Origin of the sequence: Candidatus Thiodiazotropha endolucinida (genome assembly GCF_001715975.1) — a bacterium.
GTDB lineage: Bacteria > Pseudomonadota > Gammaproteobacteria > Chromatiales > Chromatiaceae > Thiodiazotropha > Thiodiazotropha endolucinida.
The window spans coordinates 20,564-47,378 of record NZ_MARB01000031.1; the positions used below are offsets into that span (position 1 = coordinate 20,564).

Sequence of the window (26,815 nt, forward strand, 5' to 3'; positions counted from 1 at the left end):
TCCAAGGAAGATATCAGCCTATGGTGATGCATCGCAGGGATTTTCTAAAACACGCCACGGTTATGGGAGGTCTCGGTCTGTTAGCCCCCCTCGGCCAACTCACATATACCAGCCCATGCCTGGCCGCTGCACCGGACTTTTCAGACTACAAGGCACTGGTCTGCATCTTTCTCTATGGCGGCAACGACTCATTCAATATGCTGATTCCCTATGGCGACACGCCGGGAAAAGGCTATATGGAATATGCCTCCGTTCGAAGAGATCTGGCAGTCGCGGACAGAGACCTTGACCTCAGCTCGGTAACCACCGGCAACACAAATCTGAACCGGGACAACCTCGGATCGGGCAGTGCCAATCCCTACAACGCGAACCAAAGTCAAAGCACTGCTTATACACGAGGCCTTTATCCGCTGACCGCTAAAGGAATCGACCTCGCTGTGAGTGGTGTAATGCCGGAACTGGCCCAATTGATTGTCGATAATCGGGTCAGTATCGTGGCAAATACCGGCACCCTGGTCGAACCCGTGAGCCGTGCGGATATTATCGCTGGTGGCGCTGAACTGCCAAAATTCCTTTTTGCACACGACCACCAGCAAAGAGAGCTGCAAACCGGGCGGGCTGATAATCTTGGACATATTGGCTGGGCAGGACGAATCGCGGATGCCTGGAATGACATCAACGCTGAAAATCCGTTGGGTCTCAACCTGTCCTATTTCAACAACGATCTCATGATGGTCGGTCGAAACAGTTCACCCCTGGTATTGAAGGCCGACAACCCACCCAGCATTGGCCACCTGAGAGCAGGAGTCAATCGCTACCGGGATGATCGTCGTGCACTGTTCAAGGCGCTTGCCGGTGTGCAAGGCAATACCAACCGACTCGACTTCAACACTGCGAATACGGCGAGTACGGGGGACCATTTCAAAGGCCTCTACAATCGCCTGTTATTGAAATCACTCTCTACATTTGACTTTTTAAACAGCAGCTGGCAAGCGATCCAAATGGACTTTGCAACCCCTGATTCTTATGGCCGGGAGCTGTTTTCCATTCCCACCAATCAGCAATTGGGCTTCACCACAAATATCAGCGGAGTGCTGATCAGGCAGCTTGCCTCAGTGACGAAGATGATCCATATGGGTGCCTCGGGTATCCTGGGAGCAGATTACAGCAGGCAGATTTTCCTTGTCCGATTGGGTGGATTTGACACACATGCAGGCCAGGCAGAACATCACCCCCTGCTTTTGCGGGAACTGAGCCTTGCCCTGTGGAAATTTCAGATGGCGATGGAGGAGCTTGGTTATTCACAGCAGGTCACTACATTCACGATGTCCGATTTCGGCCGGACCCTGACAAATAATGGCGATGGCACCGATCATGCCTGGGCATCGAACCAGCTGGTGATGGGCGGTCTTGGTGATCATTCGCCAGGTAGTCTGGATGGTGGAAAGCTGTTCGGCACCCCTCCTGACCTGCAACTCGGCGGTAGCGATGATTACGGCGACAAGGGGCGCTACATTCCCACTACCGCCCAGGATCAGGTGAATGCCGCTATTGCCCAATGGTTCGGCGTGGATGATTCCCTGATGCGGTCACTGTTCCCCAATCTGGTAAATTTCCAGACTGGGGCCGATTATGAATCAGCCTATACCCGACTTTTTGTTTAGGGCCGGTTAAGCCTGTATCAAACCGAGTGGATCATTGGGATCCACACCCTCCATAAAGGGAATATTGCGGTCACGGTGGGTGATTTGATAGACCAAACCAATCCAGTTTCCGATAACCGCTTCAGCCGTATCATGCCAGGTATTATCCAGCGTATCGGTGACCAAGGCCTCCGGAAAAGCCGGCATGGGTTGCTGCTTCGACATAGCCTGTTCGAGATGTTCACGATACTCGTTGAAAATCGCCTGATTACGCAGGGTGAAATAGTTGTCCGGAAAGGGTGGGTAATCCTCGCGCATGCGGTTGAAATAGAGGGTAACCTCTCTTTTGTACTCCTTGAGAAGACTGATGGTGTCATATTCAGGATGCCCCTGGAAGTAGACAACCCTCAGACCATCCTGACTGACAGCCAGATGGACCCCCCCCTCTTCACTCTCCACCAGGACCTTGAGTCCAGCCCGTTGGAATTGCTCCCGGGTAATCTGGTTGAAACGGGAGTGAGGTACATCGAAGCGGGTATTGACATCATTCACCAGGGGATGTTTCGGATCCATGACCCGGTGGCTGTAGACACCCCATAGCTTATCCCCCATATGGGTACGTTTCTGACCATGATGTGATTGAACAACAGCATGGGTCGCCAGACAGGAGCAGAGTACGGAGGTCACATTGTCATAGGCCCAGTCGACCACTTCGGTCAAGGGCCGCCAGAATGCCTCCTGGGCCAGATCCGGGTGTGTGACATTGGCACCGGTGATGATCAGTGCATCCAGGCCATCCTGTTTGATCTGGCCGAAGGTCTCATAGTAGGCGTCGATATGCGTCCTGGCCTTTTCACTGCGCGGTAATTCATCAAGGGTGAATGGATGAACGAAGAACTGCGCGATGGGATTGGCCTCTCCCACCAGGCGGAAAAATTGTCGCTCAGTCGCCTCAATCGCGCTGTCGGGCATCATATTCAACAGCCCGATATGCAACTCGCGTATATGTTGATGTGTCGCCCTGTCCGGTGAGAGGACGTTCTGTCCCTCCTGTCGCAGGCGATTGAAGGTAGGCAGTTCAGTGTGTGCTACCAAAGGCATGACGATCCCCCATTCAAAGCGCTACGGACTGAGTACTGGATTCCCTGGCGATGACCTCTTCCAGCAGCTGCAGAAAATCGGATTCACTGTTGACCATGGACAGTTCCTGGGTCGTCACTGTATAGCCGTAATCACGGGCGATTGCCTCATAACGCGGTATCCGGGCGCGAAACAGGCGCGGAAAAACCCAGCGTGTGAAATCAAACGGATCGATTAGCGAAACATACTCCAACTCATTGATTTGCATATACTCGGCCAGGTGGTCGTCAAGAAACGCCTCGCGATAATAGAGTGGTTTCGGATGTGACACGGAGCGTGCGATCAGCGCCGTTTCATCCTCCTCGGAAGCCTTGATGTAGAGAATCAGCGAGTACTCGGCGAGAAACTCCAGCAGACCAGGTTCATCCAGTTCGCACAGGCTGCCACCCACATCATTGATGAAATGTGAATAGCCGTAGATCATGCGCGATTTACGTATGAAGCTTGGCACATCGTACATGGCGGCGATCTCGGCCTGGCGATGCAGACTCTGACGCCGCTTGAATTCGGTCAGCGGCATCCCTCCCAACTCCGGATTGCCCAGCATTCCGAGAAAGGTGGAGACCGGTTTGAGGTTATGGAAGGTGATATTGTTGCGGATGAATATAGAATCCGAGCGCAACAGATCACGCAGCAAAGGCACACTCATGGCCTGATCTTTGATGCTGTCGAGAATGGGTTCGTCTAGATAGCGGGTGCCGATACGGTAGTCTCCCGAATAGTGAAACCACTCCTTCCGTCTCAGTAGATTCGACAGGCGGGTCTTACCGACACCGGACATACCCAGCAGGGTCACACATTTCCGATCCCAGGCACGAAATTGTTCAACACTCAATCTCACGGTATCTACGCTCCAATTCACTGAGAAGCCAATTCTACGGGCTAGCAGAGTGTTAGGAAAGTTACTATTCGCCCGAGAACCCTCAATGCGGTTGACAAATATGGTGTTGAGCTGAACATAGCGCCAGCTACAACCTGACCGGCTTGCTTGCTATGATGGCTTTGATACAACGATTAAGGCATTAGCCAGTCATTGATTACAAGCAGATGAATATCAAAGACCTCTCAGTCATCCTGGTGGAACCCTCGCAGACCCAGCGAAAACTCATCGCCAAGCAACTCGCAGCACTGGGAATCAGCCATATCGAATTATTCAGCAATGGTAGCGACACGCTGCAGGCCCTGCCTACAAGTAAACCGGACGTCGTTATCAGTAGCCTCTATTTGCCGGACATGACCGGGACCGACCTTGTATTTGAGATGCGCGACGATGAGGAGCTGATGCAAACCGCATTTATGTTGATCTCCAGTGAAACCAGCCTTTCCTACCTGGATCCGATCCGCCAGGCCGGCGCCGTAGCAATACTGCCAAAGCCCTTCACCCACGACGACCTCTATCTGGCCATGCAGGCCACCCTGGACTATGTAGAGACCCCCGATCTGGAACTGCACGACATCGACACCGAAAACATACGAATTCTGATAGTCGATGACAGCAGTATGTCCCGCAAACATATACGCCGCATTCTGGAGGCCATGGAGATTGAAAACATTACCGAGGCAGGCAATGGCGCCGAAGCCGCCAGCCTGATCGACCAACACTATTACGATCTGGTCATTTCGGATTACAACATGCCCGAAATGAATGGTCAGGAACTGGTCGATCACATCCGTGAGCAAAGCGGGCAACCCGGCCTCCCTATCCTCATGGTAACCAGTGAGTCCAATGAAAACCGGCTGGCGGCAGTACAGAAATCCGGTGTTTCAGCAATTTGTGACAAACCCTTCACAACAGAGTCCATACAGAGTTTGTTACAGCAGATTCTGTTGGATCTATCAACTTAAACACTCGCATTAAATGACAAATTCATTTAACATTTCAGGAAGTTAATTCATCCCATACATAGATATACCATAACGAATATCGTATGCAGCCACCTCACAACCTTACGTCAGCTGCCATAGAGCACATACATCGGCATGAAAAGAGTGCCGAAACCGAAGTAGTTACCTGATAATGTTCAATTGGCAATAGGGGTTGGCATGTCGACAAATCAAGGAAGAGTCAAGCATTGAATATCGATGCCGTTAATGAGCTAGGAAAGTGACCATCAGAAATACCCAACATTAAGTATGGCGGCCGGGAATCGCGCCGAATCCGCCAGCAATCTCTACCGATGGTCACAGATGTGGTGTAGATGATCCTGGGATCAAAGCGAAAATCGGGCGAAACCTTGTCATTATGTCTAACGTACTTATCATTGATGATCAATCAATAACCAGAATGATTTTACAGGAGTTGGTTAGTTCCATAGATAAGGATATCACTTCAACCTGCTTTGCCGACCCTACCCAGGCGCTCGAATGGGCAAAATCCCATGAAATCGATCTGGTTATCACGGATTACAAAATGCCGCAGATGGATGGCATTGAATTTATCAAGTGGATCAGGCGAATACCTCGCTGCAATGATGTTCCGGTGATGATCGTCACCTGTGTGGAGGATCAATCGATTCGCTATCTTGCACTGGAATCCGGTGCCAACGACTTTATCACCAAACCCATTGATCATACGGAGTGCCGCGCCCGTTGCCATAATATGCTTACCATGAGTCTGCAGCGAAAACTGATAAAGGACCGGGCGTTGTTGTTGGAGCGGGAGATACGTAAAACCACTCAGGAGCTGCATGACCGGGAGCAGGAGACCCTGATGAGGCTGGCGAAGGCCGGGGAGTACCGGGATGAAGACACCGGGAACCATATCCTGCGCATATCCCGCTACTCAAAGCTGATTGCCCATCGCCTTGGCTTATCTCACGAACGATGTGATTTGATCGCCCAGTCCGCACCAATGCATGATATAGGCAAAATCGGCATACCTGACGCCATTCTTCTGAAGCCTGGGCGATTAACCCCGGAAGAGTATAAAATCATGCAACGCCACACGCTTGTAGGCTATGAGATTCTTAAAGACAGCCTCTCGAAATATATTCAGATTGGTGCTGTTATTGCGCTCAATCACCACGAAAAATTCAATGGTGAGGGCTACCCACACGGCCTGAAGGGCGATAGCATTCCTCTGGAAGCTCGTATCGTGGCCATCGCCGATGTGTTCGACGCCCTGGTAACCGACAGGCCATACAAAAAGAGCTGGCCTATGGAGAAGGCGATTGAGTATATTAGTGAGGAGCGAGGCAAACACTTCGATCCGGATTGTGCCGAGGCCTTTCTCAGTGAACTACAGGAGGTAGAATTGATTCACCATGCATTAAAAGCCGCCCCCAGAAGGACCGATGCGTGAGCATACCTGCGGAGAACCGCCTGCCATCCCCGGCTGATCTATCCATGACAGGACGCCGATACCACGGTACGGCTTTTATCGTTAGTAGCATTGTGGTCTGCTATATGGCAAGTCAGTTTCTCTGGCTGGTACCGTCTGCAGACCAGCTGGCAACCGTCACCCTGGCTGCATATTACGCCATGATACGGATGATCCAGCTCATCACAATTCGTAAACCGTATCATCTCCCGCTGCATTTACATGGTCCGCTGGTCGTTTTCGATCAAATATACCTGGGTGTTATGACGCTGTCCGGACTACCTGTCTACTTGACATTGCCACTGAGTGGATTATTGCTCTTTATGACGAGATCACTTGGTGTGAGTTATGTATTAATCGCCATACCCGTAACTTTTGCCACTGTGCTCTATTCCCTGATCGGCTTTTCCGGTTTTCAATTAAATGCACCGACCGCCATCATCATATCACTGGCGACGGTTTTCACTGCCAGCCTCAATATTCTGCTGCCACTATTCATCGCGGCAATACGCAAATCCAACCCATCAGAGAAACGCAATTCACAGAAGAACGCACCTCAGGAATCCGAGCAAGCACCACAACAGAATACACGTTTTTCCTCTCCTATCATGGAGAAATCAGGGTTGCGTATCCTGATAATATCAAATAACGATAATCGGCTGACATCAATAACCGACCACTTCAACGATTGGGGCTATGACTACACAATCAGCAGGAATTGTGTTCAGGCGTTCAGGCACATGCTGTCACGTTTTCAGCTCAATAAATTCGTTTCCTACACAACTGTGATAGTTGATCAGCAGGGGCTGGATCTCGATCCGATATCACTGGCGCAACTCATAAAAAATGAATCCCGGCTGGCAGGTACTAGACTGATCTGCTACAAGGCTCCCTCGGTTCTTCATCAGCAATCACAGCAGCTACACCAAGCGGGCTATGCCGCATTCCTCGAAAGTCCCCTGAATAAAGCCCAACTGTTCAGTGCGCTTCACGGGGAGCAACAGCAATACCTGGATTCCGCCAACATAATATGCCTCTCAGAACACAGAGCACATAAAAAGAGCAAACCAAAACAGGGAATTATCCTGCTTGCAGATTCCGCGTCTTCTGAAAGAACCACTCTCAGTAAAGCACTTATTCAAGCAGGCTATAAAGTGCTTATGGTGGATGATGGCGATCAGGCGCTTGATGCGCTTGAAGAAGAATCCGTTGACCTTGCGATTGTCAATATCAACCTCTCAATCATGAGCGGCACACAAGTACTCAAACTCCATCGCTTTACCACACCCTATAAACTGTGGGTGCCATTTGTATTTTTGAGTAATGAAAACAGTGCGGATACTTTACGGCTTTGCCGTTCAATCGGAGTACAGGCCTGCTTCTTCAAACCTGTGATTGCGACCGATTTGCTGGAGATGATACCTACATTGCTCACCCAGCATCAATCAACAGATGCCAACCTCAACCACATAACACCTGAAGAGAACAATCTAACACATTTTCAAAACGCCAGCCTGCTGGATCATATGACACTTTTGCGTCTGGAGCGGCTGGATAGCGGCATCACATTCATTAATGACCTGATCAAAATCTTTGAGGCGGAAGGATCCGTAATACTACGCACCATGCGGCAAGCCGTGGACAGGAAAAAATTCGGACTATTTCTCGATCAAGCACAAATACTATTGGACAGTGCCGGCCAACTTGGCGCATTTTCCCTGTATGAGCTGAACCGTAAAGCGACCAGGTTACGGGCCTATGAATTCGAATATAGAGGTTATGAAGTATTGGAAGAAATTGAAAAAACTTTCAACCTCACCCTGCAAGCCTATTCCCATTATCTCTCTCAGCGTGCCGCAACGCTGAAAAAGGACCGGATTTAGATCTTGCAATGCCGCTGCGGTAATAGCTAAGGTTGCCTCTGTTGAAGATAGTGGTTCAGTGCCTGACAGGTCACGGAATAGGTCGAGGATATTTTTGCCAACATCTTTACTCCGCGGCTATGTAATTCCGACTGTTCGATACCCGACACGGCAGAGCACACCGTCTTGAGAGAGAAGGCTCCCAAACCCGAGGCATTGTCTGCGATGGCATGGGCACAATCCCGATATTGATTAAGATCCCCCTCCTCCAATGACTTTTGCATATTTATCAGCTGTGCATCACTGTCGCGTAAAAAGCTATCAGCCATACTCTGCAGAAAATTTGGGTCTTTACTCAGTTTTTCCAAATCTATCAGTGTCTTGTGATCGAGCACCTGAAGATGCCTCACCGAATTAGCCTCTCGTAGAGGCTGATCCATCAATGTACCCGGTGGAATATCCATCATTTCTATACCCAATACACGATTCACCATTTCAAGCAGGTGAGATGAACGGACCGGTTTAGTCAAATAGGCGCTGACACCAATCTCATCACACTGTTTAACAGCTTCCGTCGTTGCATTCGCTGTAAGAATCATGAATGGCATCTGTGCTTCATCCACATGCATGATGCGGTAGTGTTTTATGACATCAATGCCACCAACATCAGGCATTTGCAGGTCTACTATCGCCAGATCATAGGGTTTTGTATCCAATAGCGCTATAGCCTCCTCTCCATTGGAAGCCACATCAACGGTGTGACCCTGCATTTCCAATATTTTCTTTACCACTTTCTGGTTGATCAGATTATCTTCCGCCAACAATATACAAGAGTTTGTGACTTCTCTCGGTGGTAACCCCTTAAACACCATAGACTCGGCATCTACTCCTTTTCGTGCCTTGTGAATTACATACATGAATGCATGGTGGAGCTTTTTATGAGTGACGGGAGGTGACACGACAGCGGAACATCCATCGCTATCACCTGCCTTGATATCATCCCTTACACAGACTATAGAAAGCCTGTCCAGACTTTTTTCCGCCCTGATTGCGCTTATCAACTCACCAACAGCAAGACCCGTGTAGTTTTCGTCAATGACTGCCATATCAAACGGAGAGTCCATTTTCTCCGCATTCAATAACTCAAGAAAACCATCGGCAACACTGGTGCATACTTTTGTTATTATCTGCCGTTCCTGCAGATAATCGAGAACATGGTTCTCATTTGACAGCAAATCGGTAAACAGGAGCACTTTGACTTCATCGAGACATATCTCATCATCTAACAGTTTCCCTGGCAGCGCGGGTAATACGAACCAGAAACGACTGCCTTCGCCAGGCCGGCTTTCAACCCCGATCTCCCCTCCCAACAGCTCAACCAACTGTTTTGTAATCGTTGTCCCAAGCCCACTGCCGGATTGTTGATGAATTGTTGTCTCGTCACATTGAGAGAAACGGTCAAATATCCGCTGTTGCTGGGATTCCGAAATACCAATACCGGTATCGATCACCTCAAACAGCAGCCAGGAATCTCCCCCTTTAAGGTGTTCTCCCGCAGTTGGAGAGAGCTGCAGTGTCACGCTCCCTTGTTCGGTAAACTTGATAGCATTATTTAGAAGGTTGATCAGTATCTGTCGCACCAGCTGTGGATCTGTCCGAACCACGGGTGTTACGGCCATATCGATCCAACTGTTCAACTTAATCGATTTTGCATCCGCGCTAGGCTGCATCATGGCCAGGACATCCTGAATGAGCCGTAAGATGTCGTAATCTTTAAGTAACACTTCCACCTTACCTGCTTCGATTTTTGAAAAATCAAGAATATCCTCTATCAGATTCAACAGTGTCTCTGCTGATGCCTGAATGGTGCGCATAATCTCCCGTTGCTCGATTCCCATTGGTGTGCTCGCCAACAAATCGGTCATCCCGACAACACCGTTCAGAGGAGTACGGATTTCATGACTCATATTCGCCAGAAAACGACTCTTTGCCGTACTGGCGGCTTCAGCCCGTAACTTTTCTTTTTCCAGGCGCCTCAACAGCAGTGTTACATACAGGGTCGTTATCAAGAGCCCGATTAACAGGCCGGTACTCATAAGCTTGTGCTGAAACCAGAATTCATTATTCATTATCACAATGCTGAATCCGATCAGACTAAGCCCACTAGTTAGAACGAGTGCAGTCGTACCAAAACGAAAACCATTGCCCAAACTGATCCAGAGATAGAAGACATAGAGCATTGCCGCATATTCTCCGCCTATCCACATTGACCAGGTGATCATCCCCACATCGAACAGCATGGTCATTTGACGGCGTAAAAGATAGCGCTTTGGATCGATGGTAATCGCAATGAGAATACAAATTGCGACGAAGAAATATAGCGAAGCAATATAACGAAGCTGATGAAAGAGGTCATCCGGTGGCGTGAAGAGTTGCAATGCGAAGCAATAGATTAGCATCAGTATTGCCATCACGACGCGCACAATCGACTGCTCCCACTCCCGGTCTGGGGCGGACTTCAGTCGATCAATTATTGATTTAAGTTGCATGACTTTTACTGCGTCCTGCTTAAGTTTTCTTCAAGCCCTGTAACAATTATTCATCGCACCCCGAAAGAGAATCACAGGCATTTACCATAACCTTGTCATGGTTTATTGTATTTTCGAGCTGAGTTCTGTAGTCACCATGCGAAAATCAGTTAACATTACCATATCAATCTATCGTATAGGCGATAGGTTCCCTAACACTGCAAATAGTATAGTTACTTAAGCGATGAATAGTGTATGGGATTATAAATTATCGTTTGCAGAACTAGCGTTTATGGCTTACTCGAATATCACGCAATGCTGCAGGCCTTCCATACCCGTTCTTGATCCCCCTGCACCCGTACCCCGTTCGATGGCTCTACCTTGCAACGATCGTCAAAGCATCCGGGAAAAGTTCCATCTTCACCTCTTCGAATTCGAAAAGTTACTGATATTGTCTAGGGCCTGTTATCACTTCGCTTTCTGTGAACCTACTGGAACGATACTCAAATGTAAACCATCACCTGCATTGATGGTTTACACAGATGAAAGCTGATCTACTTAGTTAAATAAACACCTAAGATATTTCGATATACCAGATTATCGATCGATGACCAGGTAAATTCAATTCAGCGGCTCCCATCGGAGCCGTTGGTTGCGTTTCAGTGATGGCGACTTATATCCACCGGTTCAGCATCACCCAACAGATGGGCGAACTGTTCTCCTGAAACCTTGATCAAGTGTTCGTGATCACCCGACTCGAAATAGACCTCGGGTTGATCCAGCAATGTTCTGTCAACCAGGGTGATCAGCTTGTACGCAGTACCGAGAGGAGGGATGGCGCCCCGTTCGCAGTCGGGAAAGAGCTGTATCAACTCATTCTCGGTGGCAAGGCCTACCTCTCTATCGAGCAAGCGATGCAGTTTTCCCAGGTGGACATGGTAATCGCAGGGCACGACCACCATCATGTACTCTTCCCCCTCCTTGACGATGACTGCCTTGGCCAGATGGTCACTCTTCACATGGGCTGCGCCGGCGCTCTCCATGCTGGATTGGGTATGTTTATGGGCGATCAGCTCATAGGGTATGGCTTGTCCCTCCAAATAGGACCGGACGGTATTGGAAACACTCATGGCTTACCTCCAAATGGCTAGTCAGATGAAAGGCCACTTCGCATAGGGTTATTTACGGTATACCACAAACAATGACAGCGTTTTGAATCGATGTAGGACTCTGTATCAATTTTAGCTGATCCTCAGCGTTGTGTAATAACGGTCATTGAGATGAGAGTAGAGCGTGAGTTTTCTATATCGAGACTGACCGGGGTTAAATCAATGAGGTCCTGCTACTTATGTTAAAAAACAATCGTATTTCCCGGGTAGATTCACAAGGTGGTTGTCTTCCCTGGGACCTTGATTGGCGCTTTTTCAGACGTAACAGGGCTAATCGGATTAGTGAAAACAGGCCCTAGGGCATTCCAAATTCCGAAAACGTTTTTTGATGAACCTCTTCAACACCCATACTTGAGATATATTCACTCCATTCGGCCCGGGTAAGATTTCTCCCGGCAACCTGCCTTGCCAAACTCAGGAGCTCAATATCACTGAGTTGTGCGTAAAGATTGTTTATTCCCGAGCCTGCGGCAGGTTTCTCGAACATCCACAACCAAGGCGGACCATCTTTATCCAGTGTAACCAGCCAGTCTTTGTCTGGTGCGAAAGCGATCTCCTCAGCCTCTATCCGTCTGCCAAAGAATGTGAAGGGCTGTTGTTCCGGATTACTCAAGTCGAAATCCCATACCACCGGTTCTGCCGCCAACACCAAGAGCGCATTTCTGCTTTTGAAAAAACCCAGTGAAGATACTCCACGTCCCTTGACATCAAATTCACGCATCATGCGCAGCTCTCTGTTGTCGCGCTTCGATTCGGCATAGTCGTTCAAATCCCAGATGCGCACCTTGGAATCATATCGGCTTGCCGCAGCGATCCAGCGGTCGTCACTGCTGAATGTTATATGATTCACCTCTTCCGGCAGTGTCAAATAGGCCCGATATGACTCATCTCCCAAGTGCCACAGTGTCACACCCCTGTCGTTGTCACCGCTATCGCCAACCTTCCATCCGACAACCGCGAGCCAATTCCCATGGGTACTGACATCCAGCATGGCGATGGCCCTGGACTGCAGAAAATCTTTCTTATCGATGGCAATCCGCCATGCATTATTGTCACGGCGCCATAAGTCAATCTTGCTACCGCTTACCGCCAGTCTGTTATCTGTATCGGCAGCGGCAAGCCATCGACTGTTCGCACTGAAACGCAAAAGGTGTATACCGGTACTTCCTGCCAGCTTTTGAGCCATAACCGCGCCACCTTCATCAAGGTTGCGCAGATCGATCAGATTCGGGGTGAGATCGCGATCGAGTATGGCCAGCCAGTTTCCATCATCGGTAAACACCATATCTTCCAAATCACCCCAGTGTTCACCAATCTTTGATCGCGGCAATTCAGTGCCGATGATTTGTGTATCCATGAGGCTGACCGTATATTTGCCTTCAACTACGATCAACCAACGCCCATCCAGTGTGAGCGCTACTGGTTGGGCATCGACCTCCACTATCTCATTGCTCTCCAGGTTCACGAGATATTGAGTTGGCTTGTTTTCATCGTCGGATTCGGCCTGCACCATAAACCAGTTGCCTACGGGTCCATAGGTACGCTGTATCCTGCCTTTTGACCAGGAAATCGAGTGATACGATTTGGATAGTCCATATGCATCAAGTTCGATAAAATGCAATCCGTTGCTGCTTGCAAATACGATTGAATCACTGTCGACAGAAAATGATGAGTAATAGGAACCAGCCAGTACTTTGGCCATCGGCCTTGCCATATAAGCCGTCAGCAGTTTTGCCAAAGTCCTGCGCACTTCCTGTACCGTTTGTTCACCTGCCCGCTGGGTAATACGCATACCCTCCGCCGCAAGAAGGATTGCCAACTGAGGATTGGCATTCACCAGATTTTCAGCTTCCGATGCCAGGTTAAGGGCAACAGTTCGGCGATGATTGGCTTGGGCTTGTTCGAAGTTATCTGCCGTTTTCGTACGTTGTATGAAGAAGAGCACCGCCAGAGACAGTACAATGAAGAGCCCGATCGAGCCTACTACAATGGTTCTTCGGCGTATCCGCGTCGCGAAAGTCCGACTCTCTTCGATATATTCTTTTTGCAGTTCGGTTGAGGCCGGCTGTTTGCCTAAGGTGGATTGTTTCAACCACTCCTCCGCCGAGATGAGATCATCGCCGCGAAGCACATAACTCGAATTCCGCTCCTTTGTATCCCACTCACGCGCGCGTATGTGTAAGCGTGTGTGGAGGCGCACCCATTCATGGTCAGTCTCAATGGTTTCAATCAGTTTTTCCAGACCATCGGTAAAGGCTTCACCTTGGTCGAAGGGCAGCCAATTCAGTTTTCTCAACTGTTGTGGTACCTGTGAGGGGTCGACAGGACGATAAACTATCGGAATCAAGCGCTTATTGTTCAACAACGCGTAGCTTATCTCTTTCTCACATTCAGCGGATGCTGCCGATTCAGGCGTGATGACAAAGATCACGGCCTGGGCTGAATCAATTGCCTGTTGGATTTCCGGACGCCATTCAACCGCATAAGGAATGCTGTCTTGATCCACCCAGACTTGAAAATCTCTCTGTGTAAGGCTTTCTCGTAGTTTAACTACGAAATCCGTATCCACCCTGGAATATGAGATAAAGATATCATCCATCGCAAATAATCACTGTTCGTCATAATTCAGTGGAGTATGGCCGCATGCTAAACAGTTTGATCATTCAATTATATCTGACATACCGGGATATACTGGACCGGCAATACACAACAACATTGTTCCCGGTACTACGCAGCTCTTCGCTTAATATTGAATCAGATTCATACGCATGGGCTTTCACATGGCGTGCAGATCCTTGCAAAAGTTCCATAACTGCTTTTACAGAAGTCACTTTTGCGACTTACATTCAGCTTTCGATCTTGTGTCTCACATTTTAACACCGCCGCTATGTTGCACCGCACAATTTTCACCTATACTATGGACTATATGTAATTGCTCCGCGGAGGTATGGCGATGAGCAAACAACTGAAAATCGATGCAGAGTACTGCGAACGAATCATCCTGGATTCCGGTGATTCCGTCTGTCTGCGGATGGTCCGGCCTACCGATAAGGCGACAATGCAGCGCGCCTTTACTGAGCTTTCCGGACCTTCCCGCCATAAACGGTTCTTCGGTGCAAAACAGTCCCTCACCAAGGAGGATCTGCGTTATTTCACTGAGACTGACGGCTGGGACCATTTTGCCCTGGGGGCGGTAGTCATCGGTGAAGATGGCCATGAAGGGGACGGGCTGGGAGTGGCCCGTTACATCCGGTTGCAGGAGGACTACGAATGCGCGGAAGTCGCCATTACCGTCATCGACCGAATGCAGGGCAAGGGAATCGGCCGCATGTTACTGGAACGCCTGGCCACTGCGGCTATCGAGCGGGGCATTCTGAAATTTCGTTTCGAGTGTCTGGCCCATAACCAGGAGATGCAAAACCTGGTAAAGAAGGTCTGCCGTGTTGTTGAGACCCATTCTGACGGTGAGATCATCATTGCCGAAACCGACCTTCCCCGCCAGGATCCGGAGACTACCCCGATCACCCAGGAGCAACTGTTCCTTTTTTATGATCTATTTCGTGCCATGGCGATCCACTCTGTGGATCTACAGATGAGCCTGAACCGGGCGGCTGTGAATCGGACCATGAAGTCAACTTTCATAGGCGCCGACCTACTGAAGCGGATCAAGCGCCCTGACCTTTTCATGTCGCGCTGAGACCCAGGGCGGGAAGAAAGCTGGATAACGATAAAAAAGTAGGGCCGTGTAAGCCCGGCATTGACCTGTTCCGATATCGTCCTGAGGATAGTCCTTAGGGCCTGTACGGAAATTTTACTCGTCGAAAACCTGGAACCGGTCACCCGGTTTGATCTCGGGTGACACCACTCTTACCCATCCCTTCTGCGGACCATTGGAGCGCCCCAGGTAGACCACTGCAATCTCGTTTCCATCCGGACGTTTCAACCAGTATTGCTCGTAACGCTGCTGAAGCGCACGCTCGGGTATCAGCACGGCGCCGGAACGCATCGGAATATCCAGTGCCAGGTCGACCCTCAATCCCCCCCTGTATGCAGGCAGGCCGGTGGAGAGTTCGAGTTCAAGATGTATCTTGCGTGACTGCTCGTCGAATGCAGGTGATATCCTGATTATCCTGGCCGGCAGTTCCTCTTTCAGTTCCGGCAGATAGACTTTGAGTCCCACATCCGCTTGTGTCTGCAAGGCCTGATACTCCGCCACACTGAGCGCAAATGGTGCCACCAGGCGACTGTAATCGCCTATCTCGACCACCGGTTCTCCGGCGCTGACCCACTTGCCCGGTTCGACATGGCGCGCGATTACCCGCCAACCGGCCGGTGCCTCGATGCAAAGCCGCTCCTTGCGCTCTTTCAATATCTCAGCCGCAATAATTAACGCTTCGATTTGGGTTTGGGTCTTGTCCAGATTGCGCTGTGCCGTATCCATTTGGCTTTGGGTCGAGCTGTTCTTTTTCAACAATTTGCTATAACGGGCCACCTCCTTTCGAAAATAGGCTTTGTCAACCTTCAATGCCTTGCGTTCTGCTTCATTTGCACGCAATTCAAGATCCAGATAGGTATCATCAAGACAAGCAAACGGCACTCCCTCCTCGATACGGTCGCCAATATCAGCATTTACGGATGTGATACGCCCCGCTTGTTCTGCTGAGAGGGTTAGCTTTGAGTGGGCCCGGGTAAAACCGGACTGTATCTCTCTTTGCACTGCGGCTTTCACCTGCACTAAATTTTCCGCTGCAAAGAGCCCGGAGACAGAAATCACTGCGAAGAGTAAAGACAATAAAACGCGCAATCTCATAGTGCGGTACATCCTATAACTCGGGCATAGACTGAGACTGTATATGCAAAGTTAAAACATATGATGCTCGGATCGAGTTAACTGTAGTTACCCTGTTGATTAGTGTAACGGGTATCAGGTCACTGATTTTTAATGAATATCCGGTCATTATCACATTTTTCCTGATGGCATGCGAATCATATAGAAACCTGCCACTCAACATAACTTGTGTATAAGTGTGTGTATGTGTGTAATCAAATCATTGCATCAGCGGAGTCTTCAATATCATGGCCACTGCCGAAAATCTGGTCCGCAAACAGATCATGCTGTCTACCGACAACATTGAAAAACTCGACAAACTGTCCAAGCAGCGCGGCACTTCTGCTGCGGAGATCGTAAGACTTTCGATAGAATCCTATGATCCCGATTCAGCGGACATAGAGGAAAATGAATTGCTGGAACTTGTTTCCGAACGCTTGAAAGAAGCGATCAAGGAGACAGCCAGCACCAGGAGGCGTCTCAATAAAGCGCTCAAAACACTGGCGTCACAGGAAACGAAATAGTGTCAGGTTTTAAAGAGATGCTGTTGGATGTACTGCGTCTGACAGACGAAGTAAAGCGCATGAATAAGGACATCGAACGGGTTGAGTCAATCATGCTCGATGTAGACAAGCGGGTGGTTCGCCTGGAAACCATCGTCGAGATTGCGAAGTCACAAGGCGGCCAACCAAAACTGCCAAAGAAGTAGTGAAAAGTGAAATCGTGGCGGCTTTAAAAGGCTATGCTGCAGTCTCCGGGGGCCGTTCGGTCATGGGATGCAATCTTGCTTCCGCCTCGATCCGCTTACCATTGCCCCACGCCCTTACCGCTTTCACAAACCAACCCTGACGCGTCGGATGCGGGCGGATGATATCCTGTTCTACAACGAAACTGCCATCGCTGTAAAAACGGAGCTGCCCGAATTTCACACCCTTTTTGTCATGCCAGTCACCGACCAGTTCATACTCACTGCTTGATGGATCGCGCTCAAGCCGGTAGTTGGCTTCGATCGGTTTTTTCAAGTCAATATCCTTCTGATCAAACCCCAGCCTGGCAGTCTCTTCATACATTCGATCGATGATTTTATTGGCGAGTACTCTGATCTTGTAGTAACGGATAGCGATTATCTCATCCATCACAGCCTCCACTTTGATTGCATTTACCTACCGGATCGATACAGTCGCGATATTGACTCAATTCTGTTTCATTAGGGTGACTATTTCCTGAGGGATTTTTTACAGTCAACCAGATTCTCTTAGGCCTACGCAAGCAGTAAATAAAGACAAAAAACCGGGACATGCCGGCTAGAATGGATACACCGGATCACCTTATGACACTATGAATCTGAGAGTGACAGGCTGGTCATTGAAGGTGAGGGCGTTTTTGTACGGCACAGTAGAGATCTGTGTATCATATCAACAATAAGCAGATCGACCACATAACCGGACCGGTATCTTATGATTAATCAGTCAAAGAATTGAAGTACATTAAATGATAAGTATGTAATCGACTCTCATCTTGATTTCACGCAGCTGTCATGCCTGATAATGATCATCACGCAATCCATTCAGTAAAAATCGGGTCAAACACAAAACGATGGCTCATGAGACAAAACTGGTGAAGCTCCCGGACAGCAGGCATCTGGCGTATGCTGAATATGGAGACCCCGAGGGGGTGCCGGCCATCTACTTACACGGCTTTCCCGGCTCCCGCCTTGAGGCTCGTCTGTTCGATCTGCCGGCGCGTCAACACGGACTGCGGGTCATAGCACCGGACCGTAATGGTCTGGGGCTGTCAGATCCAAAACCCGGAAGACGACTCATTGAATGGGCGGTGGACGTGGAGGCTTTGGCCGATAACCTGAAGCTAGAGCGGTTCTTTCTGATAGGCATCTCAGGTGGCGGACCCTATGCCCTGGCCTGTGCGCACAAGTGTGCTGAACGCTTGGAAGGGCTGACCTTGGTCTGTCCACTGGCCCCCCTGGATCAACCCGCTTTGCTCGAAGCCATGCGCTGGCCAGCCAAAATCAATTTCAGGTTAATTCGAGACACCCCCTGGCTTTCGAATATCAGTTTCCGGTTTTCGGTCGTACCGCTGACACAACTCTGGCCTCAGTGGATATATCAGATAATGCTTGGCATGGCACCACCACCTGATGTTGCCGTCCTCAACCGCCCTACAGTACGCAAGGCGATAACCGCCTCTATCCGAGAAGCGGTACGTCAAGGGGCAGATGGAGTGCTGCAAGAGATGTCCCTGTATACCCAACCATGGGGATTCGACCCGGCAGAGATCACCATTCCGATACAACTCTGGCACGGTACAGCCGATAAAACAGTGCCTATTCTACATGGCCTCACACTTGCCGAAAGATTGCCTGAGTGTGAGATGCACATCGTGGATGGCGAAGGACACTTCTCCCTGCCGATTGACAGTATGGAAAAGATTCAACGACAACTCATCGGCAGCCGGTCCAAGGTATAAAACAAGCGGAGGTCAATATACGGTAACGGTTAGGCTTGAAGTGCCGCAGGGCGGCGCACTATAACTCAAGTACCAAGGGAATACTATTGCTGACCATGCCTCATCCATCATGGATTGCGACGCGACCAATAGCCCGCCAGCATCGAACCGGTCAGATTGTGCCAGATGGAAAACAACGCACCGGGTAAGGCTGCAGCAACAGAGAAATATTTCACTGCAAGCGCCACGCCAAGACCTGAATTCTGCATGCCTACCTCAATCGCCAGAGTACGACATACTCGCTCGTCCCAGCCCAATATTTTCGGTAACCAATACCCACCCAAAAGGCCGAGCAGGTTGTGCATAACAACCGCCAACGCAATAGCCATACCCATATTGGCCAGATTGTCCCGGTTGAGCGATACAATAATCGCGATAATCACTACGATCGCCAATACCGAGAGCAAGGGAAAGATGTGTTTGAATGCACCAAGCTTACGACCGAATAGCGTGTTTACCAGTACACCCAAAGTTACCGGTAACAGCACAATCTTGAAGATGGACCAGAGCATGCTGGCTACCGGTACAGGTACTTTCTGTCCCACATAGAGCCAGGTGAGAATCGGCGTGGCAATTATCGCGAGTAGTGTAGAGGCCGTTGTCAGGGTGATGGATAACGCAACATCTCCACGGGCCAGAAAACAGACAACATTGGATGCCGTGCCACCGGGACAGGCCCCCACCAAAACCAGCCCTGCCATCAGGTAGGGCGGCAATCCCGACACCACAGCTATTAGCCAGGCTGCAAAGGGCATCACCAAATACTGCATGAAAACACCAAATCCGATGACAACAGGCTTTTTCAATATATCAGTGAAGTTCTTCCAGGTAAGGGTCATACCCATGCCGAACATCACCACGCCAAGCAGTGGCACGATCGCAGGTTTCATATCGACAAAGAGATCGGGCTCAGCGTAGGCAATCAGGGAAAACAGCAATGCCCAGATAGGAAACAATCGTGTGATATAAGTAATCATTATCAACCAAAGCCGCCAAGAAACGGGTATCAGGCACAGCAATCCCCCTTCCCCACTCTTTTTTCATTACTCTGAATAATTTGTACAATCCTGCTCGATCTGTCTGGTAAATTTCAGCCGATTGCAAATATACCGGAGTGCTTGAGATTAATATGTTCGGATGCTTGCTGATGCACGTTTAGCGGACGACTGGAAGCCAGCGGCGTGTACCACCGCTCAAACGGTCGGGTTCCATATCAAGGAGTTGCGCGAATTTCACGGTATCAATCGGTGGACTGATAAGATACCCCTGAAAAAAGTCACAGCCCTGCCGCCTTAGAAACTGATACTGCGCATCGGTTTCAACGCCTTCGGCAAGTACAATCAGACCCAGGTTTTTTGCCATTGCGATGATGGTGGAGGTGATCTCCATATCCTCTCGTTTATGTGGAATTTCATCGATAAAGGTTTTGTCGATTTTCAGTTCGTCCAATGGCATGCGCTGCAGATGAGCAAGAGAGGAATAGCCGGTGCCGAAGTCATCTATTGAGAGGTGAAATCCCATCCTGCGCAACTGATTCAACACCTCAAGTGATTCCGTCTCCCGTTCCATAATGGCGCTTTCCGTCACTTCGAACGAAAGCTGTCCAGTCAGATACCCGGTATCCTCTACAATTTGACCGACCTTCTCCACAAAATCTCCCTGCCGCAGTTGGTGCACGGAGAGATTGACAGCCAGGGATAAAGGGGGGTGTCCTTGCTCCAGCCACTTTTTACCCTGTGTGCAGACTTCACGCAGCACCCATTCACCGATTCGATTGATCAACCCCGTCTCTTCTGCCACCGGTATAAACAGCCCGGGTGAGATATCACCCAGCTCCGGATCGCGCCAACGCAATAGTGCTTCGGCGCCTACGATATTGCCGCTCTCGAATTCGATCTGCGGCTGATAGGATATCGTCAGACTATTTTCTGCAAGCGCGTGCCTCAGGTTATTGTGGATTTCTATGCGCTGGCGAGCAGCCCGGGTCAACTCTTCCGAGAAATAACAGAAACGACCACGACCCTCCTTTTTCGCCTGATAGAGTGCGGAATCCGCGTGCTGCAGAAGCGTTTCCGCAGTGACACCATGCTCGGGAAACAGACTGATACCGATACTGGTGCCAACCTGCAGCTCGAGTCCCTCCTGAAGTTGGCAGGGTTCATTCAAAGTCTGGATGATATCGGTGGCGAGTATGGCAGCATCCTCAAGATGGTCAATCCCCTGCATCAATACCGCAAACTCGTCACCGCCGAGACGCGTCACCAGGTCACTTTCACGCAGGCGGTGGTTGAGTCGAGCCGCGACCAGTTGCAGTAATTCATCGCCAATCAGATGTCCATAACTGTCGTTAATATCCTTGAAACGGTCAAGGTCCATGACCAGGAGCGCCACCCGCTCCTGTTTGCGGTGGGCTGCCTTCAGGCCATATTCCAATTGGGACATGAGAAGGCGTCGGTTGGCCAGGCGAGTCAACGGATCATGATGAGCCAGATACTCCAGTTCGGCCTCCGTCTGTTTTAATTGACTGATATCGGAAAATACACCTACGTAATATTTCAACTTGTCCTGATCATCGTAGACACTGCTGATACTCAGTAACTCGGGATAGATTTCCCCATTCTTTCGCCGGTTCCAGATCTCACCCTGCCAATGGTCGTTGGATTGCAGTTCGCCCCACAATTTTTTATAGGATGTCAGATCGTGTTTACCCGATTTCAGAATATTTGGGCGCATTCCGAGGGCTTCCGTTTCTGTGTAACCGGTTAATTCTGTAAACGCCTGATTCACCATACGGATGAATCCATCCCCATCGGTTACCATCACCCCTTCATGAGTATTCTCAAACAGTGTTGCGTAGAGGCGCAGGCGGGTTAGCTGTTTGTGGCGTTCGGTAATATCTTCGATTACCGCAATATAGTGAGTAACCTCCTGCTGGTTATCGATGACCGGCGTCAAAGTATAAGCGGCCTGATAATCGGTACCATCGTTTCGGGTGTTGGAAATCTCACCGCGCCAGGTCCTGTTTGAGTTCAACGCTTGCCAAAACTCACTTAGAACCATTCTGTCCTGTAAATCAGGATCCACAATATCATCTATCGTGAGACCACTGATTTCATCATGCTGATAACCCGTCAGCTTATAAAATGCCGGATTTGCCCATAATATCGAAGCATTGGTGTCTATGATCGCTATAGCGTTGGGCGTCGCTTCCAACGCCTCCCTCAACAGTAACAATTTTTCTTCTTGCCGATTTACATTTGTCAGATCCCTCGCAACATCGAGGGAATAATCCGACTCCTCATGCCTTAGGTATTTCGAGTTCACTTCCACCGGCACGAGTCCACCATCTTTTTTGCGATAGAAGGTGGTTGTGGTCAGGCTGCCTTGTATCTTCAGATCTGCCTGTATTCGCCTCCAGCTACTCTCATTCTCAATAGTATTACTGACCTCCCATGCCATCTTGTTACAGAGTTCATCCCGACTGTACCTCAGCATGTTGCAGGCTTTATCATTGACCTCGATGATACGCCCCGATTCGGAATCGATGATATAAATGGCATCGTCGATCTGTTCCATAAGATTCAACAGAAAGACCTTTTGCTGGGCTTCACGTAAGTTACTCTGTGTTGTCTGCAGATCCCGACTGGTGCGGGCCAGGGTTTCGTGCAGATACTCCACATATCGTCCCTGCAGGGCCTTGACGATATCGTGACGTGTTATAAGGCCGCATAACTGACCGTCAGTACGTACAACCGTGAGACGACGGATATGCTTGCCTTCCATCACCCGTGCGGCCTCCTGCATGGGTATGCCGGCATGGCAGGAAACCACAGGAGTTTTCATCACCTGGTCTACGGTTACCTCATCATTTTGATCCAGTGTCTGAGCCAAATGGACGATGTCACGCTCAGTCAATATGCCTTCCGGTTTTCCCTCTTCGCAGACTACCACGCAGCTGATATGGCGTTCAGCCATGAGGCGTACAGCCTTTACCACTGTATCGGCCGGATTCAGTGTGACAACATGACGTGTCATGGCGGATTCGACAGTTTTCAGTTCGACCAGATACTCCATCCCCATGTGATGGAGAAAATCGGCTTCGCTGACCAGCCCGACCAGATAGCCTTGAGAATCGACAACCAGCAGGTGCCGAAAATGCTTTTCGGTCATGATGCGGTAAGCATCATGGAAGTCTGTATTCTCATCCGCCGTAAGAGGGTTGAGACTCATTACATCGCACATCGAGATATTATCGATGGACAGATTCTCTGCCATGAGTCTGATCGCATCCTGTTCCGTAAAGATCCCGATGGGACGCCGATCCTTGTCAATCGCCACAATACAACTGATCTGTTTTTCTTCCATTCGCAACAGGACTTTGCCAATGGGGGAGTCGGCAGAGACAGTCTCGACATCGGTGGTTTGAATTTGTTTCAGATTAAGGGCTGACGTCATTTGTGGCAATTTACCCCAAGGCAGCGAGATCATAATGAATATTCCATTTCAAAAGGTGCACCAAAATCCCTCAGCTTATTAAAGCGTAAGTAGCGGCTACACAAAAAAATCCTTGAACCATATACGGACAATATTCAATTGAATAATCTGGCGTATCGGCTCTATCCAGAAGACAGGTATGTCTTCCCATATCGGATATCAGGTGTAAAGTGACACCGCAGCAGGGATTATTGTATGACAGGAGAGCAGAAATCAGCCACGCCACCTTGGCACAGGATTTTAATTCTGGCCACTATAGACAAAGTTGTTGATTATTTATAGCCAAAATCGAACAGTATGGCTGACTGGCTGCATGACAAGTGTCCCTTATCCCCTCACCTGGAATATCTATACTACAACACAGAGCAGGAACCAAGTACAGACAGATGTTCAATGTACCATTTCGCACAGCCTTCAATAAGCCAAATGCTTATCGATCTACTGCTACAGGCTTGTGCCTCAATTTACTTTTCGGCTGCGGCGGTGGTGGCAATGCCAGTACATGATGGCGGCAACAGCAGCAATGAAACGATGGCCTATTTCTGCATTGCAAACACCATAGTAGTCGATGTCTATTCACCTGCTGATGGCACCGTAAGCAGTCTGCAGTATATGGGAAACTACAAAAAACGATGACTATCGATTGGCCGTCGATCACAGTGACACAGTGCAATCTATCTACATTCGTGCGGAACGGTTCGACCATCTCGCCGGTCAACAGCTCATCGAACTCCTGCCGAAGATTTTGATGATCGACAGCTGGGCCAACGAAGAGGGGAGCTGGTTTCACAACACACTGCGCTTCATCGCCCAGGAAGCCAGAGCATTGCGGCCGGGAGGAGAGACCGTCATCACTCACCTGGGTGATCATTCCTGGTAATATACTCAAGCACATCCTCCATTAAGCTATTTATCGATCTGTATTGCTCTTGAGGCACGGACAGTATCTCCGCTGCCGATTGGATATACTCACCTTCAATCAATTCATCACGGCAATTCTCAACAATCGCCTGTGCTGAAACTGGAGTTGTTTCCAGGTGAAACTGGAGTCCGATAACATGCTTTCCTATCTGGTACGCCTGGTTTTCACACGCCGCGCTTTCTGCAATTCGGGTCGCCCCCATGGGCAAATTGAATGTTTCTCCATGCCAGTGAAAAACATCAGTTTCTTCCGGAAAAAGAAATACTGACTGGTTGTTTGAATCTGTCGCGCGAATTGGAATCCAGCCTATTTCCTTCACTGAATTTGAAAAGACTTCTGCACCCAATGAACACGCTATCAGTTGCGCCCCCAGGCAAATACCCAATACAGGTTTACCGGACTCAATGACCTTTTTTATGAACTCCTTTTCTTCGACCAACCAGGGAAAGTCCTGATCATCATTGACACTCATCGGCCCACCCATAATCACGAGCAAGTCAACACTCTCAATCCCGGGTAATTCTTCTGATTCATATAAGCTGGTACTGGTAATCTCATAGCCGGTGCGTTTTAACCAGTTCTCGATACTGCCTAGATCTTCAAATGGCACATGTTGTAAATAGTGGGCACGCATCATTGTTCCTTACTTATAGGGTTATACCTTGTATGACGAGATCAATTTGAGCCCCACTATGCCCGATACTATGAGAAGCAATGAGACTATTCTCAGAAAGTCTCTCGACTCACCAAGCATAACCATACCCAATAGCGCCACGCCAACCGCACCAATTCCCGTCCAGACCGCATAGGCCGTACCCACTGGAATTGTTTTCATGGCAACCGACAGCAGCCAAAAACTGATGGCCATTGCTGAGATTGTAAGCAGTGAGGGGACAGGTTTTGTAAATCCTTCTGTATATTTTAGACCTATTGCCCATCCGCATTCGAACAATCCAGCCACGAACAGATATATCCACGCCATATTTCCACCCCCATTACTGTTTAGTTATACTCATATTGCCTTGCGACACCGGCCGTCCTAGGGCCTGTTAACACTAATCCAATACGCCCTGTTGTGCCTGAAAAAGCGCCAATCAAGGCGCAACCCGAAGGGCTGGGGCTGTTTTTGCGCCCAGCGGCGTTATCATTCGCTCATGTAGCATAACTACACCTCGCTCATTCTGCCTTGCTGGACACAAAAACAGCCCCAGCAGGGCGTATTGGATTAGTGTTAACAGGCCCTAAGAGCAATACATGCACATCCGATAAATACATTGATCATGTGCCATGTTCGAAAAAAGAAAGAAATGAAGCAGAACCTGTTTTGACCATTACATTGTCATGTAGATTTTCTTATTTCTAAAAAATCAAAACTCATACTCCTCAACAATGAATGCTGTAGAGTTTGAATGATCGATGAAATTTCTCTCATCATCCAGCAAAGCAGCACCTAATTTTTGCCCCTCGGGTGAACTCATTCCTTCGATGAGCGCCTTTTCTGATTCAAACCACACTTCAGCAACACCGTCATATTCAGGCAACATCCCTCTTGATGTTCTGAGAACTTCATTCAATGGTGTAGCCAATGTGTGCGATTGCACATATTTTTTTGCGCCCATTGCATCAGTATTACTCATAAAGAATGGTCCATGCTTGTTCATCCAATAATCCTTGAACTCTTCTCGCGACATATCGGGATGCCGTGTTTTACACATAACAAATTTAATCATCTTTCTTCACTCCTCGGATAGAATTCAGTGTGTTGCCCGGGCCTCGTTTAACTGTTAAAAATACGCGATACGTTTTTATGATTCTGTACCACATTTACTAAGTGCCATCCATTTACTGTTCTGATCAATGACACGCTTACGAATTCTGATCTTTATTCTGTCCATTTTCTCGATCTGTCCGGCAGGAAAAAACGCCGTCGCTGACACCTTGGACCATGCAATCCCCCCTACCTATGAAGTATGGCCCATCGGTTGGGTCCGCAAGGTTGGAGGCACAACAGTGATCGAAGTGGATGAGGCGTACATACCGGCACTGCTGGGTCTTGACCAGTTCGACGCCATCTGGGTGCTCTACTGGTTCGATCGCAACGACACACCCAGGCAGCGCAAGATTCTGCAAGTACATCCCAGGGGCGACCCGGACAACCCATTGCGTGGCGTGTTCGCCACCCGGGCACCGGTCAGGCCCAACCTGATTGCTTTGAGCCGATGCCGCATCCTATCAATCCAGGGCAACCGCATCGAGATCGATGCTATCGACGCCTTTCCAGATACCCCGGTGCTCGACATCAAGCCCTAGCAGGCTGTTGATTTTTGGGTCCGAATTTACTGGATTAGATACAATAGAGAAATCAGTATTTTGCTGGGGATATAGAG

Annotated in this window: 23 protein-coding genes; 11 read left to right on the forward strand and 12 right to left on the reverse strand. The window is 49.2% G+C overall.

The window, feature by feature from the left end; all coding sequences use genetic code 11:
* Positions 1–20 precede the first annotated feature (20 nt).
* Positions 21–1,664: a DUF1501 domain-containing protein gene (locus CODIS_RS18570; RefSeq protein WP_083220903.1), complete on the forward strand. Its 1,644-nt coding sequence runs from the start codon at positions 21–23 to the stop codon at positions 1,662–1,664.
* A 6-nt stretch (positions 1,665–1,670) separates the two neighbouring features.
* Here the strand turns inward: CODIS_RS18570 and metA are convergent, their stop codons facing one another.
* Complete coding sequence (gene metA / locus CODIS_RS18575) at positions 1,671–2,744, reverse strand: homoserine O-succinyltransferase MetA (protein WP_069128142.1); 1,074 nt, start codon at positions 2,742–2,744, stop codon at positions 1,671–1,673.
* Between the two features lie 13 nt (positions 2,745–2,757).
* Positions 2,758–3,624, reverse strand: a complete 867-nt coding sequence (locus CODIS_RS18580; RefSeq protein ID WP_069128146.1) for an ATPase — start codon at positions 3,622–3,624, stop codon at positions 2,758–2,760.
* Positions 3,625–3,830: 206 nt separating this feature from the next.
* Between CODIS_RS18580 and CODIS_RS18585 the strand changes: the two genes are divergently transcribed.
* The 3 genes from CODIS_RS18585 to CODIS_RS18595 all read left to right on the forward strand — a co-directional run bounded on the left by CODIS_RS18585 (position 3,831) and on the right by CODIS_RS18595 (position 7,985).
* Positions 3,831–4,628, forward strand: a complete 798-nt coding sequence (locus CODIS_RS18585; RefSeq protein WP_069128149.1) for a response regulator — start codon at positions 3,831–3,833, stop codon at positions 4,626–4,628.
* A 397-nt stretch (positions 4,629–5,025) separates the two neighbouring features.
* Positions 5,026–6,084 (forward strand): HD domain-containing phosphohydrolase, encoded by a 1,059-nt coding sequence (locus tag CODIS_RS18590; RefSeq protein WP_083220904.1) that lies wholly within the window; start codon positions 5,026–5,028, stop codon positions 6,082–6,084.
* Positions 6,085–6,272: 188 nt separating this feature from the next.
* A complete protein-coding gene (locus CODIS_RS18595; RefSeq protein ID WP_162420284.1) occupies positions 6,273–7,985 on the forward strand; it encodes a response regulator in 1,713 nt (570 codons plus the stop codon).
* A gap of 26 nt (positions 7,986–8,011) precedes the next feature.
* Here CODIS_RS18595 and CODIS_RS18600 read toward each other — a convergent pair whose 3' ends face one another.
* The 3 genes from CODIS_RS18600 to CODIS_RS18610 all read right to left on the reverse strand — a co-directional run bounded on the left by CODIS_RS18600 (position 8,012) and on the right by CODIS_RS18610 (position 14,260).
* On the reverse strand, positions 8,012–10,513 hold the full coding sequence (locus CODIS_RS18600; RefSeq protein WP_069128157.1) for an ATP-binding protein: 2,502 nt from the start codon (positions 10,511–10,513) through the stop codon (positions 8,012–8,014).
* Between the two features lie 638 nt (positions 10,514–11,151).
* Entirely contained in the window at positions 11,152–11,622 is a 471-nt protein-coding gene (locus CODIS_RS18605) for an aminoacyl-tRNA deacylase (RefSeq protein WP_069128158.1), read from the reverse strand.
* A 334-nt stretch (positions 11,623–11,956) separates the two neighbouring features.
* Positions 11,957–14,260: a toll/interleukin-1 receptor domain-containing protein gene (locus CODIS_RS18610; RefSeq protein WP_069128159.1), complete on the reverse strand. Its 2,304-nt coding sequence runs from the start codon at positions 14,258–14,260 to the stop codon at positions 11,957–11,959.
* Positions 14,261–14,614: 354 nt separating this feature from the next.
* Between CODIS_RS18610 and CODIS_RS18615 the strand changes: the two genes are divergently transcribed.
* Complete coding sequence (locus CODIS_RS18615; protein WP_069128160.1) at positions 14,615–15,358, forward strand: GNAT family N-acetyltransferase; 744 nt, start codon at positions 14,615–14,617, stop codon at positions 15,356–15,358.
* 114 nt (positions 15,359–15,472) lie between these two features.
* Here CODIS_RS18615 and CODIS_RS18620 read toward each other — a convergent pair whose 3' ends face one another.
* A complete protein-coding gene (locus CODIS_RS18620) occupies positions 15,473–16,471 on the reverse strand; it encodes an efflux RND transporter periplasmic adaptor subunit (protein ID WP_162420285.1) in 999 nt (332 codons plus the stop codon).
* A 266-nt stretch (positions 16,472–16,737) separates the two neighbouring features.
* On the opposite strand from CODIS_RS18620, the gene CODIS_RS18625 reads away from it, so the two are divergent.
* Together CODIS_RS18625 and CODIS_RS18630 are read left to right on the forward strand one after the other, a co-directional pair.
* The gene (locus CODIS_RS18625; RefSeq protein ID WP_069128162.1) at positions 16,738–17,013 is read left to right on the forward strand and encodes a hypothetical protein; all 276 of its coding nucleotides are present in this window, start codon (positions 16,738–16,740) and stop codon (positions 17,011–17,013) included.
* Complete coding sequence (locus CODIS_RS18630; protein ID WP_069128163.1) at positions 17,013–17,198, forward strand: hypothetical protein; 186 nt, start codon at positions 17,013–17,015, stop codon at positions 17,196–17,198. Before CODIS_RS18625 ends, CODIS_RS18630 begins: the two co-directional genes overlap by 1 nt.
* Before the next feature lie 31 nt (positions 17,199–17,229).
* On the opposite strand, the gene CODIS_RS18635 is transcribed toward CODIS_RS18630, so the two are convergent.
* On the reverse strand, positions 17,230–17,625 hold the full coding sequence (locus CODIS_RS18635) for a hypothetical protein (RefSeq protein ID WP_069128164.1): 396 nt from the start codon (positions 17,623–17,625) through the stop codon (positions 17,230–17,232).
* A gap of 460 nt (positions 17,626–18,085) precedes the next feature.
* On the opposite strand from CODIS_RS18635, the gene CODIS_RS18640 reads away from it, so the two are divergent.
* The gene (locus CODIS_RS18640) at positions 18,086–18,973 is read left to right on the forward strand and encodes an alpha/beta fold hydrolase (protein ID WP_069128165.1); all 888 of its coding nucleotides are present in this window, start codon (positions 18,086–18,088) and stop codon (positions 18,971–18,973) included.
* Between the two features lie 107 nt (positions 18,974–19,080).
* Here the strand turns inward: CODIS_RS18640 and CODIS_RS18645 are convergent, their stop codons facing one another.
* Complete coding sequence (locus tag CODIS_RS18645) at positions 19,081–19,989, reverse strand: bile acid:sodium symporter family protein (protein ID WP_069128166.1); 909 nt, start codon at positions 19,987–19,989, stop codon at positions 19,081–19,083.
* Positions 19,990–20,167: 178 nt separating this feature from the next.
* Positions 20,168–23,467 carry an EAL domain-containing protein gene (locus CODIS_RS18650; protein WP_162420286.1) on the reverse strand — a complete coding sequence of 1,100 codons (3,300 nt, stop codon included), beginning with the start codon at positions 23,465–23,467 and terminating at the stop codon, positions 20,168–20,170.
* Positions 23,468–23,998: 531 nt separating this feature from the next.
* On the opposite strand from CODIS_RS18650, the gene CODIS_RS21080 reads away from it, so the two are divergent.
* Together CODIS_RS21080 and CODIS_RS18660 are read left to right on the forward strand one after the other, a co-directional pair.
* On the forward strand, positions 23,999–24,142 hold the full coding sequence (locus tag CODIS_RS21080; RefSeq protein WP_154723206.1) for a hypothetical protein: 144 nt from the start codon (positions 23,999–24,001) through the stop codon (positions 24,140–24,142).
* Between the two features lie 31 nt (positions 24,143–24,173).
* Positions 24,174–24,386, forward strand: a complete 213-nt coding sequence (locus CODIS_RS18660) for a cupin domain-containing protein (protein ID WP_235615285.1) — start codon at positions 24,174–24,176, stop codon at positions 24,384–24,386.
* Here CODIS_RS18660 and CODIS_RS18665 read toward each other — a convergent pair.
* From CODIS_RS18665 to CODIS_RS18675, 3 genes are all read right to left on the reverse strand, one after another.
* On the reverse strand, positions 24,358–25,065 hold the full coding sequence (locus CODIS_RS18665) for a type 1 glutamine amidotransferase (protein WP_305782129.1): 708 nt from the start codon (positions 25,063–25,065) through the stop codon (positions 24,358–24,360). The genes CODIS_RS18660 and CODIS_RS18665 overlap by 29 nt on opposite strands.
* 18 nt (positions 25,066–25,083) lie before the next feature.
* Positions 25,084–25,410, reverse strand: coding sequence for a quaternary ammonium compound efflux SMR transporter SugE (sugE, locus tag CODIS_RS18670; protein WP_069128170.1), 327 nt, complete (start codon positions 25,408–25,410; stop codon positions 25,084–25,086).
* A 385-nt stretch (positions 25,411–25,795) separates the two neighbouring features.
* Complete coding sequence (locus CODIS_RS18675) at positions 25,796–26,158, reverse strand: EthD domain-containing protein (protein WP_069128171.1); 363 nt, start codon at positions 26,156–26,158, stop codon at positions 25,796–25,798.
* A gap of 127 nt (positions 26,159–26,285) precedes the next feature.
* Here CODIS_RS18675 and tsaA point away from each other — a divergent pair, with 127 nt between their 5' ends.
* Complete coding sequence (gene tsaA, locus CODIS_RS18680; protein WP_083220909.1) at positions 26,286–26,738, forward strand: tRNA (N6-threonylcarbamoyladenosine(37)-N6)-methyltransferase TrmO; 453 nt, start codon at positions 26,286–26,288, stop codon at positions 26,736–26,738.
* Positions 26,739–26,815: the final 77 nt, after the last annotated feature.